Below are 12,223 nucleotides of genomic sequence, written 5' to 3'. Positions count from 1 at the left end.
GCGTCTACGCCGAAGGAGTCCCGGCCTGGGAAAGCGAACTCGCCTCATAGCGCAACTGATAGGTGTGTACGCCAGCGCCGTTCACGCGGTAGAGCGTGATCGTGGACAGGAACTGCTCCTTGACCTCGACGGTGCGGCGGCGTTCCTTCTCCTCCACACCGCTGATCCACTCCTCGATGTGGTGCGGGAGTTTGAAGGCAAGTTCGTAAGCGTCGACCGCGTCGGCGGGCGACAGCATCCACTCCGCGGCGATACCCGTGCCCCGCCGCCTGATCCGCACGGCGTGGTCCGGCCTGGCTTCCGCGTACTCCAGAAACCGCTGATGGTCATCCGTGGCGAGCGGCAGGACGAACGGTGCGGAAGGAAAGCCCAGGAGCAGCTCCACGGCGCTGCGGCCACGCAGGGCTTCGGCGAATTCGGACAGGGCCGAGGCGGCCGCCTGCATGAATTTCCCGTCGGGCACGGCCGGCTGCGGCAGCAAGTGCAGCGGGGAGGTCCCCAGCGCCCGCCGCAGTTCCGTACGCATCCAGTTCACGGGAAAGGGGCTCTTCCCGGGAAGGTGCTGCTGTGCCTTGAACAGGCTCTGCACGGTGGTTCCGATGTGGCCGAGCAGCCAGACGAAGGAAGCACCGGACAGGTCCACCAGGGAGATCTGGTGGGCGAGCGCGTACTTCTGGGCGTCTGGGGAGAACCCGCTCGCGGAGAACAGGGCGTACGAGTACTTGTACCGCTGCCGCGGCCGTGTCCCCGGGCCCGTCATGAAGTTCTCGTTCACGTCGTGCACCACACCGTGAGCGTTGCGCACCTTGTCCAGGCCGCAGCGCTTCTGCTCGTACTTCGCCTCCAGGAACAGACGTACGGGCATGGAGAACGCCGGAGTGAACGTGAACTCCCCGAGCACATCGACCTGGTGGAGCGCACCTCGTCCGCGGACCCGGAGCGTTTCGCCCTCACTGACCAATTCGACTGGGTCCTGGCGCTCATGGACGAGCAGCCGGTAGCCGCTGGAGCGCAGCAACCAAGCCAGCGACTCTTCCAGCAAGTAGCCCCGTAACGAGGAGTCCTTGAGCACCCTGGCACCCTCTCTCCGAACCGACCACGCACAGCCAGACGCGATCATCTCATCCGAGTAGCCGCAGGTGGCCTTTCACGCGAGGGGCTCGTCGGTGCGCGGCCGGTAACTGTCCCCGCCCGCCTCCCACTTCGATACCGCACCGTCGCTCACGCCCAGGTAGGCGGCGAATTCACGGACGCTCAGCCGTAGGGCATCGTCGCGCAGCAGGCGGGCACTCCGGCAGAACGAGCCGGGTTCGATGATCTCTTCGTCCTCGCCGGTGGGCGGCTCGAACCGGGCGTAGAAGTCGTCCAGCGCCGACTCGGTGACGGTCAGCGCGTTGGCGTCCTCACGACCGTTGCGCTCGTTCAGACGCCTCAGCAGCTCCTCACGGGGCACGGGGAAGTACAGCAGCCGAGGGTGGCCGCCCGCTTCCCGGATGAGCTGCCTCCACTCGTCGCGTTCCTTCCGGGTCCACAGCCCGTGATCGAGCACGGCGGACCGTCCGGCGGCCACCAGGTCGACCAGCTCGTTGCGGACCTCCGCGACGACGGGGGTCTCGAGGGCGAAGTAGTCCCGCTCGGGGTAGTCGACGCCGTAGCGGCCGTGCCGGGCGTACACGCGCTCGTCCACGGACAACCGGGTCACCCCGGCCGGCTCCAGGCGGCGCTTCGCGTACGTCGTCTTGCCCGAGCCGGTCAGCCCGACCAGCAGGTACACCACTGATCCCTCCGTCCGTCCCGGTCCGGCTTCCTGGGTGGGCGCCGTCTTCACCTGTGTCTCTCCTTCACTGCGGCGATCCTCCTGACCAGCCTGCCACCCGCCGTCCTCGCCGCGCGGGCCGAACCCAGGTGCACGCAGCACATGAGTCTGAGAACCTCGATCACTCAGTGCCGAGAGACCAGGAGCCGACCCCTTGATCATCCTCGATACGTGCATCCTCCGGGGTATGTCCCTGGACGACAGCAGCGCCGACTTTCTTCGGACGATTCGAGCCGTCGGCGTGCACGGCGTTGCTGTTCCCTGGATGGTGATGGAGGAGCTCGCCGCTCAGCACGCGGTGAAGTACAGGGAGAAGCACGCTGCGGCAGCCGCGGCGATCGAGTCCGTCGCCCAGCTCACGCCATGGGGACTGAAGGCCAGACTCGACCCATGCGATCTTGAGCGGATCAGGGACCACTGGCGAAAGGCGTACAGAGAGATCGCTGAGACGATCCCTGTGAGCGAGGGTGCCATGCGTGAAGCTATGTTCCGTGAGGCGAACGCGCTCCCGCCGTGCAAGGCGTCCAAGGGGGCCAAGACCGGTGCCAGGGATGCATCGATCTGGCTCTCAGCGGTCGAGTACGCCCGAGAACACCCCGAGGAGACGGTCTTCTTCGTCAGCTCGAACACGAAGGACTTCACGGACGGCTCGTCCTACGCCTTCCCGATGGACGAGGACGTCGCGGACCTCGGCGACCGGTTCGTACACGTGACGAGCCTCGATGAAGTGGTCTCCCGCCTCACGGAGCCTGCCGAGACCGATGACGTCTCGGTCGAGGCGGCACTGAACTCCCCGAGCAGCTACGACGTCATCAGCGAGGCCGCACTCAGGTTGGGCGCTGCCGACGGGACGCAGCGCGCCATTCGGTGCACCACAGGCGCTTGGCCATTCGACGGGACGCAAACAGACCTCGCCAGCCTCTGGCTGACGAAGCCGGTCATCAACCTGAGCTCCTACCGAGATGTGGCGTCGTACCGCATCGGAGACCACGAATGGTGCACGGCGACAACGCGCTGGGTCGTGGGCGCCGTTGCACAAGTGGCAGGGTCTGAGCGGATCGCGCCGGTGGCGTGCGCGTGGGAGACGCGTGTTCTTCTCACACCCGGAGGCGATGAACCGCGCCTCACGATTCTGCGCAGCGCCGAACCAGAGCCCCTCTCCGTGAACGACCTCACAGCCCTGCCGGACTTGCAAACTGAGTACTCGTCCCTGGTGGGCGCACTGGCAGTGCTGGAAGACGACGCCATCAAGAACGTACGCGAGCGCGTACAAGGGGGTGAGATCACCACCTTGGAAGCGGTCCTACTCGCCGCCACGCTGTTCTGGGGACCCTATGGCGCTAAGCGGCGCAGCCGCGCTGGGGGGTGAACTCGCCTGTGACTGACCATGGCGCGGGCCTTCCCGTTGACGTACCGGGACGCGGCGGGCGTGAGCGCGCGGGTCACGACTGACCTCCGGTCGTGCAGTGTGGGCATTCGTGGCGGACGTCAGGGAGTGGGCGGCCAGTGAGGCAGGCTTCGATCTCTTCGTCTGTGGCGTCGCCGATGTAGCGTGCGCAGCTGTTGCAGGCGCGCTTGACGCGGATGCGTGTGCCGCCGGAGCTCAGCCGCCGGTCCGGGCTGTCTGGGCGGGTCATTCGGCGGCCTTGCGGGAGTCGTCCCAGCGGTTGAGGAGAGCCTTACCGCCTGCGACGGCGAACCACTCGATGCCGTGCACCAGGAGCGGCGTCTCGTGCCGGGTTCCTCGGTAGCCGGCGGCGGCGAGGACGACGAGCACGGTAAGGCTGATCATGTCCGCCCCTTGGAGAGGATCTTGCGGTTGCGACCAGGCACTATAGGTCATTCGCTACAAACCGCGCCTCAGAGATGATCACCGGCGGACGTTCCGATCTCCCGCGTGTGTGGGCGCACTTGGCACCCAATCCGCCGCAAACGCCGGGAACGGCCGATCTGCTACAGTCCGCGGCCCGCGCGCCTCGAGCGGAGCGCGGGCCGGAGAAGGCACAGGCGGTCATGCCCGCTGCCAGCGTCCGGACGGCAGGGGCCGCACGTCCCCCCGCCGGTCCCCCCTACAGGCTTCCGGGCCCCGCAACCCCGAGCGCGGGGCCCGGCAGTTCGTTGTCAGTGCCGTACGACACGATGCGGCGCATGCCCACCCTGGATGACCTTCCGCCGTACCGCCGGGCCAAGCTGCTGTGGGACTACGCCCATTTCGGCGTCTACCGGGTCGAGCAGATAGTTCGCGACGAGGCCGGAAAGCCGTGCGGTCTGTCCGGTGTTCCTGTGCCCGCCTCGCCGCGGGTGGCCATCCTCGGGAGCGACGGGCGCCGTCACCTGATGAGCGACGGTCAGCTGATCTGCGCCGAGCGCGCCTCGAAGCGAGGGTGGGAGCACCAGCAGCTCTGCTTCTGGGGGGAGACGCCCGAAGGGCCGGTCGAGGATCACCGGGATGGGGAGACGTACCAGTCGATCGAGCGCAGATGGCTGGTCCAGGCTCTCGACGAGGGCGTACCTCCGGACTCGGTACCGCCCGAGCAGCGGTGCCAGGGCGGCCTCTACGGGGGTTTCCACTACTGGCCGCCTCCCCGGCCAAGACGGCGCCGGTCCGTCGGCTGCGCGCCGCTCTGGTCGAAGCCCTCGGCCCCGACTGCCACCTGTGCCACGCCCTGCCGGGGGCAATGGTCGATCACGACTACGCGACCGGCCTCGTGCGGGGCGTGTTGACCGAACTAACTTTAGTGTTTGTGCAGGTCAGTTGGGGTTCTGCTAGCTTTCCGTTATGCCCGGTGAAGAACGTCCCGGAAGGGATCTGAGGAACTTCGTCTTGCCTGAAATGGGTAAGCTGCTGGAGACGGGAGATCCCTGGGAGCCGTACCAGCTGCTGGACCCGTTTGGGAGACCGGTCGAGCCGGTGGCGGTGTACTTCAAGGACCTGATGGCCGGGCCGTACTCTCCGCTGACCCCGCCGTTCGTACGGCATGGACCTGTTGCGATGGTGGCGCCATCTGTGGGCGTTCGGGATCGAGTGGGACCGCGCGACAAGAGAGGACGCCCGGGATTTCCCACCTTCGGCTGATCGCCGGAGCCTTATATTGACACCACGATGCGCTCCACCACGCAAAGTAAATGTCGCGCCAGGACTACCTAGATTACTTCATTAGCCGCCCCAATGAACAACCCTGCATACCGACTCCAGTCGCGCCGCATGTCTTCCACCCTACTTCTTTGGCTGGCAGACGGTATTTCATCTTCCATGCGCACCCAGGAGAACAGCAGTAGCCACAGCGTTCGAGCCGTCTCCTCATCTCGCTCCACGGCCTCTGCGATGGCATTGCCCATTGGGTGCGCAATGTTCAGGGAAAGTATAACTCTGCCACCAATGCGTTTGACAGAAAACATGTCAGGGCCGGTCCAGGCGGCTGTCGCAAATACCGCGCCAAAGTCCTCTTCTTCGGAGTTCTGCCCGTCGTTCGATGAGGACTCCGGGGCGGCCGCCGATGTGTCTGGCGCGTCCCATTCAGGATCGGATTCCGCAGTCGACGTCGCTTCGAGGTCGGGTGCTGAGGGGCTCAAAGACTTGGGAGTCTCGGCAGCCGGAGGGGGAGGGTTCCCTGACCAAAGGTGGTTGAGCGACTCGTCTACGACTGGCACTATGGGGGCCTCGAATCCGGACTCACCGTAATGCGCGTCCACCCACAGGGAACGAAACCTTTCGAGCTCCGTATTGATGGATTCAGACCGTCCAATAATCAGCAGCGCCGCCATCATCGCCTGAAGCTTGACCCAGATCGGAAAGCTTTTGCCGTTAAGGATATTCGCAACTGCTTGGTGGGAGATTACGTCTGCGGCAAATGTTGCCTCTGCGGCTGTAGAGCTAATCCTTCGAGTCCCCGGGCATCCTGCTTTTCGGTAGATATCATGCACCGCTTCGAGCAGGTTGCGATGCTTTCCAGGTGGCAGCTCGGACTCCGTCGGCATTGAAATTTTTCGAGGTCTCCCGCCCACTTTCCCCCCAAATTGGTCGCGAGTCGGATCACGACGCCAACAGCTTCTCCGCCACCGCTTGAGCTATCCCGCCTGCAATGGCCGAGACCACAGCGACGATGACTGTGATGGCGACTGAGCGCCTCTTCTGTTGCTGGTCGGAATTATTCTCTGGCTCATGGCCCTGATCGCCGTCCATGCATCCATCCTCGACGGCCACCGCTGCCAAGTAAGCGACAGTGGACACAAGTTTACAGAACTTTACAAGCGTCCAACGAGGGCTTGGCGCCGCCTAGTTCATCCCTGAAAGGGCGGGGCCGGTCCAGTGTCGTGCTTGTCCGGGTTCTATCTGATGGATGCGGGATGAGGGCGTGCTTGGGCTAGGGGGCGGGGTGGTCCCCGTCCCCGGGTGGTGTGCTGTCGTCCCGCCGGGGCGGGTGTTGTGGGGTGTGCTCTTCACCAGGTGTGATGCTGAGTGGCGGCACTCCGGCTGCCGTTCATCCCTCCGCCGCGCCCGCGGTGGTGCTGCGGTGCGGCATGGTGTGGTTCGGCACACGACCGACGGGATCAATCAGAGAAACGGCCTTGCCGCGGTGCGGAGGCCAGAACTAGCGGCGATCGCGCGTCGGCCGTGGGTCCGGATGCTGTTCACGGCTCGTCCGTGCGGGCCAGGCAGCGGACTTCGCCGTCGCGTAGCCCGTAGTAGACCAGGGTGAGCAGCTTGCGGGCCGCGGCGGCCTTGGCGATGTTGCGTGCCTGAGGGCCGCGGCGTGCCTCGATGCGGTCCTTGTGGGCGCGCATCGGGGTGTCTTCGGGGGCGTGCTGAACGGCCTGGACGGCCGCCCAGCGCACCAGTTTGGAGCCCTGCTTGGTCAGATGTCCCCGGGTGACCTTCAGGTCGGACTCGCGGTGGCGCGGGGTGAGCCCGGCCCAGGAGCACAGGTGCCGGGGACTGGGGAAGCGGGTGACGTCGCCGATCTCGGTGACGAATACCGCGGCCAGCACGGGTCCGATTCCGCCGATCTTCTGGATCGCCCGGTAGCCCACGTCGTCGGTGAGGCGGGCGGATATCTCCTGGTCGAGCAGGGCCAGTTGCCGGTCGAGGGTGTCCATCACCTCGCGCAGTGCCCGCAGCCGGGCGGCATAGCCGGCGGGCAGTGGCAGCTCGTTGAGAAACGCGGTGCCAGCGGCGCCGAACAGGTCGCTCATCGGGACGGCGATGCCCTGCTTGGCCACCACACCGTGAGCCTGGTTGCGGCAGTTGGTACGCAGGTTCACCAGCTTGTGCCGACCGCGCACCAGTTCCCGCAGCTCCCGGGTCTCGGGCGGTGCCAGCCAGGCTTCCGGCAGTCGGCCCAGCCGCAGCAGGTCGGCCAGGTCGGCGGCGTCCCGCTCATCGTTCTTGACCCGCCGGTAGGTGAACGCCTTCACCCCCAAGGGATGGGCCAGGTGAACCTCGGCCCCGGCCTCGGTGAGTACGTCAGCCGCCCAGTACCAGCCGAGAGTTGCCTCCAGTACCACCTTCGCGCGCGGACCGGCCTTGGCGATCTCCCGCTTGAGCCGGGCCGGGTCGTTGTTGAAACGGACCATCTTGCCCAACTGCCGCCCGTCTTCTGCCATGCGCACCAGGACCGAGCGGCGCCGGTGCAGGTCCATTCCCCCCCACTGCACACCGTCGTACGGTGACGTCATCGAGGGCCTCCCCGAGTTCGTACTTCTGCCTGAGCCGAGCATCCTGCGCACCCGGCAGGAGCGGGAGGCCCCGCTCCTTTCATCGCATCAGAGAAGGGCTCCTGTGCAAGTTCTGCAACCGGGTCGTCGAGGAGTGTCCGCACGTGGACGGCTGCCCGAGGGCGCACTACATGACCAACCCGCCAGCGAAACACCTCGCACTGCCCTACCCGCCGTATCTGGCCTGGAAGCCGAAGGAGTCGACCAGGCAGCAGAAGATCGCGCTTCTCGGCTTCGATCCGCTCGCGGAGTGGCACCCGAGCCGACGGCCGGCCTCCGACACCGGTCAGAACAGCGCCATCGTCTCGACGTTGGCGGCCTCTTCGGGCTCGGCCGGGTCGAGGTCGAGGTCGATCTCAAGCTGCTCGCCGGGGCGCGGCAGGTCCACGATGTCCAACGACCCTGTGCAGGACACCAGGACGTCACCGAACTCGCTGGGGCGCTCGGTGGGGTCGTGCCGCCACAGTCGGCCCTTGCCGGGGCTCCCTGCGACAATCTTCCGGCCGCAGCAAGCGCACTCAATTCGGGACATCTTCACGCAAACCAGTGTCGCGGGGGCCGCCTGCCGCGTGCAGCGGACCGGGGACCCCTGCCGGGCTCTAGCCTGTCGATTCACACGAGCCCAGCGCCTTCACCTTGCCGGGTTTCCCGGGGAAGGCGAACCCCGTGTGCTTCAGTTCCTGGATAACGTCTTGCGCTTCCTCCGCCTGAGCGAGGAAGGTCGTCCCCCGAGCCCACTTCTGTCCGGCACGGTCAATGAAGGTGAGCAACGCGGTCTCCCAATGTGTCATGTCGCTCAGGCGCACCTCCTTTCTGTCACGCAGGAGGACGCCGGTCAGCTCAGATGCCTTGAAGGTCACCTCTGTGCACGGGGGCAGGTTGGCGTCGGCCAGCAGGAGCACGTGCTCCTTCCCCAGGTAGGTCACCAGAATGGCGATTTGTGTCGCGGAAACGGCGTCAGGCGAGCGGTTCACTAGGTGGAGCGCCCTGGACTGCTGCCAGTCCCGCTCCCCATAGAAGGAGTCCTCTTCCCAGAACGTCACGCGGGTCGCCTGATCGCGCGCTTTCCGCTCGTTGTCTTCCTTCGCCTGTTCAAGCTGCCCTTGTGCCACGACAGCGCCGTAGTACGTGGCGACGGCCGTGAAGATGAGGCTGCCGATTGCCGCCACGGCGCCTACCGCGGTGCCGATGGTGACCCACGGGACCCTCGTTCCCTGATCGCCGCGGGACCGCGCGCGGATCCGGGCAGGTGCCGTGCTCTGCCGGGCAAGCCGCGCCCGGCTCCGCCGCCGCTGATGGCTAGTCAAATTTCCCTCCCCGTGCCCCGTTTGCCATAGACGCTGCCACAGCTCGTGCGGCTCCCACCGGCTACTTGCCGATCCGCTGGCCGTACGCCGCCGGGTTGCGCACCCCGGCCGACCTGGCCGGGGTGCGGGGTCGTGGGCAGCGGGGCGTGAACGATGGCGCCCTTGTTGGCCTCGGGGATCAGGCCGTACACGAGGATGCACGAGGCGTCGATCCGGCCGGGCGAGTTCGGGTCGGTGGGCTGCCAGGTCGCCCACTCGTTTTCGAGGTCGGTGAACATGCCGCGCAACCGGACCCGGTCCTGCACCATCTGCTGGGCGACCGGCTCGGCCCTGAGCAGCTTGCCCTGTTTGGCTATGACGAGGTCGACCATCGGCATCAGCACGTTGGCGGGAATCTCGCCCTCCCGCTGCAACGTCTGCCACGACGTACGGATCGCCAACGTGCACATGTCGCGGCCGTAGTTGCCCTCGACGTAGATGATCGCCGCGTTCGTCTCGTAGGCGAGCATGCAGGCCGCGGTGGACCACTCGGCCGACGACATGGCGGCCGACAGGTCGTGCAAAAGACGCAGGCTGATGCGGTCGCTGCCCCGACAGGGCCTCAGGCCGTCCTGAGCCCGCCGACACCGAAGCGACAGCGGCGGCGGAAGGATCGCCCGTTTCGCCGTCGCTACTCCTTCTGGGCGAGATCTCTGCCATATCGGCGCGACAGGGGATCACCACGGCGTACGATCCAGCGTGCGGCCCGACCACCGCTCCCCGGAGATCTTCGGCCCTTTCCCTCCACGCTCGGGTGAACCGGTCATCCCAAACAGATGTGCGCGCAACCCCCATGGGTCTCACACATGTACGTCCCGGGCCGAGACGTGCGGGAGAACCATGAGTGCGTTCACGCAAGAGACTGTTCAGCGGCGCTGCCTCTACACGGGCGAAGGACTACAACAGGCCCGACGCGGACTCGGCCAGCTGCCGGCCGGAGCATCTGCCCTTCCCTCCGCGAAGTCCTCGGCCCAACAGTGGTTGGAGGCCCGCGTCCTGCTCGGTCTCCTGGAGTACCGAAACGTCCACACGCGCTACCCGTTGGGCATCACGGCCGTTCACCCGGAACCGACCTGCATCACACTGTGCGTGGAGAGCGAGGAACGCGCGGCCGAAATCCTCTTCAGCATGCTCCCCACCTACGCACCTGACAGCGAAGTCTGGGGAGTGCCTGGATTGCGCATCACCCGGCGGTTCCAGACAGGACTCGAGCTGCGGGTCCTCGGCCAGCCGGCCCGCCTGCGGCTAACGGGGTTGCCGTCCACGGTCTGGCGCAGCGCCGAAAACCGGGCCCTCGAAAAGTGGCTCGCCGGTGTGCAGATGTGTTGGCGCGCATCGGCGCGCGCCTGGAGCGGCGCCGAACGCGAGCACCAAGCCATGTGGGACGACGAGGACGACCACTTCGTCCGCGTGCAGCGCCGCGGGGCCTGGCTGGGCAGCGACCTTCTCCGTCGCCTCGGCCTGCTACACACCGTCGCCAACACATTCGTCGTCGACGGCTACGAGGGGACCGCGTATGACGTGACACGGCTGATCCTGCGCTCCTCGCATGTCCCCAACCAGGGGCCCGGCCCGCGCCATATCGTCTCCGCCCTCCTGGACCCAGTGTTCGGCCTGCCCCTGCGGCTCAAAAGGTTCCGCGGCGACACCGACGAAAGCTACGCCAGCGACCAGGACTTCGTTCTCGGAGACCCTGCGAAGACCGCCGTGCTGGAGCTGCGGACCACGCGGGAACGGCCGCCTTCCCGACTGCCGACCGATCTCTGGCAGTCCATCCTCCGCCGACTGCCCAGCGAGGGATTCGAGACAACCCTGACGCCCAGCACTCTCGCAGGGGCGTGCGGTCTCGAAGCGGAGAAGTGAAACCCTGACCCGGCGGCGCATTGGAGCCGTCGCCGCCAGTGATATTCAAGTCAACACGCCGTCTGGGCGGCGCGGAACATAGCAGTGGATCGCCGGTTGGCCAAACCGGCGATCCACCGGATCATTAGTGCTCCACCGCCGCTTTTCCCCGTCCACGCACGACGAAAGGCACCATCGCCACCAAACGACAACCGCACACTGTGCTTGCTCCGCCGCTCCCCGCGCTACGCCGCGGCGTAGCTGAGGCGGAACAGGTCTTGGGCGCGCTCCAGGTCCCGCTCCGTACGCAGCTGCACCTCAAGGTCGCCCGTGCCGTGGTGGCCGAGCCCCGTCACATCCCGGGTAAATCCGGGAATGAGGTCGACGGCCTTCGGGTCGGCCTTGAGGTAGACGAGGAGTTTGGTCTGCTGCGGCAGGCAGACGCAGGCGAAGTTCCGCAGCCGCTGGTAGGCGGCGTACTGCTTGCGCTGGACCCGGGTGACGCCGTCCCCGAGGCCGAGCAGTGCCTCGTCGATCACCCCGGCCAGCTCCGCCATCGCTCTGTCCTGCCTTCGGGCCGGCGGCGGCCCGGCCGCGCGTCGGCGGGCCCGCTTGGTAGCGGCCGACTGCCCGGTGACCGAAGCCACAGTCTCAAGGCCGATGTGCTCGTTGCCGAAGTACGTGTAGCGGACCAGGTCGATGCTGCGCCGGTGCTCGCGCACGGCGTGCGCGTCATAGCGGGTGAAGTCGCCGGCGACACAGATCAGCCGGGGTGCGCTCCACAGGACCTGAGACGCAGCCGAGGCCCCGAGCCGGTCACGGACCAGGTTCCGGAAGGCGTCCTTGTGGGCCATCAGCCACGACATGTAATAGAGGCCCTGGTTGATCACACCGGCGGCTGTGCCGCGCTTGTACTCCACCACCGTGGGAGCCCCGTTCTCGTCAAGGCCCAGCGAGTCGATCCGCCCGCCATCGACACAGTCGATGACGTACTCGCTCGCCAGGAACCGCACGCCCAGCATCGTCTCCATGTACGCCTCGATGAGGTCCTGCACATCCGCCTCGACCTCAGCAAGACGCGGCATGACCTCGGTCACGCCGCTGTTCGTCGTGTGGAACAGCTTCAGGCCCGACACCTTCCCCTCCTCGGCTCGAAGATCGAGAACGCCGGGGAGCGGCAGATTTATTTCCGCGATCGCCTTCGAGTGCGTGAAGATGGTGTGAGGCTACGCCGAGCCACGGGGACACGCTGACGCCCCGCGGTTCCCACGACCGCCTGATCCCACATACGTCCCACAAAATGACTGACAGTACGTCAGAGGGCCAGAAAGTCGCAGGTCAAAGTAAGTGGTCCGCGGATAGCCCAAGCGCCTTCTAAGAGCTCGTAACAGGATCTTGTGACGTCAGGCTCTGCATCGCTGACACATGGCCGCCTACTCGCTCGCGATACTTGGACTATGGACAGCTACGAGGGCACCGCCACGCTTGAGTGGTGGGCCAATCG

At 66.4% G+C, this 12,223-nt stretch carries 14 protein-coding genes; 4 read left to right on the top strand and 10 right to left on the bottom strand.

From position 1 onward, the window contains the following. Window positions 1-4: 4 nt before the first annotated feature. The gene (locus tag G6048_RS24110; RefSeq protein ID WP_165341681.1) at window positions 5-1,072 is read right to left on the bottom strand and encodes a restriction endonuclease; all 1,068 of its coding nucleotides are present in this window, start codon (window positions 1,070-1,072) and stop codon (window positions 5-7) included. Window positions 1,073-1,147: 75 nt separating this feature from the next. Continuing rightward, window positions 1,148-1,828 carry an AAA family ATPase gene (locus tag G6048_RS24105; protein WP_328826822.1) on the bottom strand — a complete coding sequence of 227 codons (681 nt, stop codon included), beginning with the start codon at window positions 1,826-1,828 and terminating at the stop codon, window positions 1,148-1,150. Window positions 1,829-1,970: 142 nt separating this feature from the next. On the opposite strand from G6048_RS24105, the gene G6048_RS24100 reads away from it, so the two are divergent. Further along, complete coding sequence (locus tag G6048_RS24100; RefSeq protein WP_165341680.1) at window positions 1,971-3,185, top strand: PIN domain-containing protein; 1,215 nt, start codon at window positions 1,971-1,973, stop codon at window positions 3,183-3,185. Between the two features lie 264 nt (window positions 3,186-3,449). On the opposite strand, the gene G6048_RS24095 is transcribed toward G6048_RS24100, so the two are convergent. Then, the gene (locus tag G6048_RS24095) at window positions 3,450-3,608 is read right to left on the bottom strand and encodes a hypothetical protein (RefSeq protein ID WP_165341679.1); all 159 of its coding nucleotides are present in this window, start codon (window positions 3,606-3,608) and stop codon (window positions 3,450-3,452) included. Between the two features lie 356 nt (window positions 3,609-3,964). Here G6048_RS24095 and G6048_RS49805 point away from each other — a divergent pair, with 356 nt between their 5' ends. Together G6048_RS49805 and G6048_RS51905 are read left to right on the top strand one after the other, a co-directional pair. Beyond that, complete coding sequence (locus G6048_RS49805) at window positions 3,965-4,540, top strand: hypothetical protein (RefSeq protein ID WP_235990240.1); 576 nt, start codon at window positions 3,965-3,967, stop codon at window positions 4,538-4,540. Further along, complete coding sequence (locus G6048_RS51905) at window positions 4,471-4,629, top strand: hypothetical protein (RefSeq protein ID WP_408056160.1); 159 nt, start codon at window positions 4,471-4,473, stop codon at window positions 4,627-4,629. Before G6048_RS49805 ends, G6048_RS51905 begins: the two co-directional genes overlap by 70 nt. A gap of 331 nt (window positions 4,630-4,960) precedes the next feature. On the opposite strand, the gene G6048_RS24085 is transcribed toward G6048_RS51905, so the two are convergent. The 6 genes from G6048_RS24085 to G6048_RS24060 form a co-directional block, all read right to left on the bottom strand. Then, window positions 4,961-5,794 carry a hypothetical protein gene (locus G6048_RS24085; RefSeq protein WP_165341677.1) on the bottom strand — a complete coding sequence of 278 codons (834 nt, stop codon included), beginning with the start codon at window positions 5,792-5,794 and terminating at the stop codon, window positions 4,961-4,963. Between the two features lie 55 nt (window positions 5,795-5,849). Then, window positions 5,850-5,999: a hypothetical protein gene (locus G6048_RS24080; protein ID WP_165341676.1), complete on the bottom strand. Its 150-nt coding sequence runs from the start codon at window positions 5,997-5,999 to the stop codon at window positions 5,850-5,852. A gap of 449 nt (window positions 6,000-6,448) precedes the next feature. After that, the gene (locus G6048_RS24075; RefSeq protein ID WP_165341675.1) at window positions 6,449-7,492 is read right to left on the bottom strand and encodes an IS110 family RNA-guided transposase; all 1,044 of its coding nucleotides are present in this window, start codon (window positions 7,490-7,492) and stop codon (window positions 6,449-6,451) included. Between the two features lie 325 nt (window positions 7,493-7,817). Continuing rightward, window positions 7,818-8,069, bottom strand: a complete 252-nt coding sequence (locus tag G6048_RS24070; RefSeq protein WP_165341674.1) for a hypothetical protein — start codon at window positions 8,067-8,069, stop codon at window positions 7,818-7,820. 61 nt (window positions 8,070-8,130) lie between these two features. Continuing rightward, a complete protein-coding gene (locus tag G6048_RS24065) occupies window positions 8,131-8,700 on the bottom strand; it encodes a hypothetical protein (RefSeq protein ID WP_165341673.1) in 570 nt (189 codons plus the stop codon). A 134-nt stretch (window positions 8,701-8,834) separates the two neighbouring features. Next, window positions 8,835-9,401: a hypothetical protein gene (locus tag G6048_RS24060; protein WP_206342058.1), complete on the bottom strand. Its 567-nt coding sequence runs from the start codon at window positions 9,399-9,401 to the stop codon at window positions 8,835-8,837. A gap of 316 nt (window positions 9,402-9,717) precedes the next feature. Between G6048_RS24060 and G6048_RS24055 the strand changes: the two genes are divergently transcribed. Next, complete coding sequence (locus G6048_RS24055) at window positions 9,718-10,740, top strand: hypothetical protein (RefSeq protein ID WP_165341672.1); 1,023 nt, start codon at window positions 9,718-9,720, stop codon at window positions 10,738-10,740. Window positions 10,741-10,964: 224 nt separating this feature from the next. Here the strand turns inward: G6048_RS24055 and G6048_RS24050 are convergent, their stop codons facing one another. Then, complete coding sequence (locus G6048_RS24050) at window positions 10,965-11,855, bottom strand: DUF5655 domain-containing protein (RefSeq protein ID WP_165341671.1); 891 nt, start codon at window positions 11,853-11,855, stop codon at window positions 10,965-10,967. Window positions 11,856-12,223 lie beyond the last annotated feature (368 nt).

Origin of the sequence: Streptomyces ureilyticus, from assembly GCF_011045025.1 — a bacterium.
GTDB classification, from domain to species: Bacteria; Actinomycetota; Actinomycetes; order Streptomycetales; family Streptomycetaceae; genus Streptomyces; species Streptomyces ureilyticus.
Note: the sequence above shows the minus strand (reverse complement) of the source record. Positions and strands in the feature narration are given on the sequence as shown.

Excerpts from the sequence above, each read along its gene's own strand:
- G6048_RS24095 (WP_165341679.1), bottom strand. The coding sequence starts at position 3,608 with ATGATCAGCCTTACCGTGCTCGTCGTCCTCGCCGCCGCCGGCTACCGA.
- G6048_RS49805 (WP_235990240.1), top strand. The coding sequence starts at position 3,965 with ATGCCCACCCTGGATGACCTTCCGCCGTACCGCCGGGCCAAGCTGCTG.
- G6048_RS24085 (WP_165341677.1), bottom strand. The coding sequence starts at position 5,794 with ATGCCGACGGAGTCCGAGCTGCCACCTGGAAAGCATCGCAACCTGCTC.
- G6048_RS24080 (WP_165341676.1), bottom strand. The coding sequence starts at position 5,999 with ATGGACGGCGATCAGGGCCATGAGCCAGAGAATAATTCCGACCAGCAA.
- G6048_RS24075 (WP_165341675.1), bottom strand. The coding sequence starts at position 7,492 with ATGACGTCACCGTACGACGGTGTGCAGTGGGGGGGAATGGACCTGCAC.
- G6048_RS24055 (WP_165341672.1), top strand. The coding sequence starts at position 9,718 with ATGAGTGCGTTCACGCAAGAGACTGTTCAGCGGCGCTGCCTCTACACG.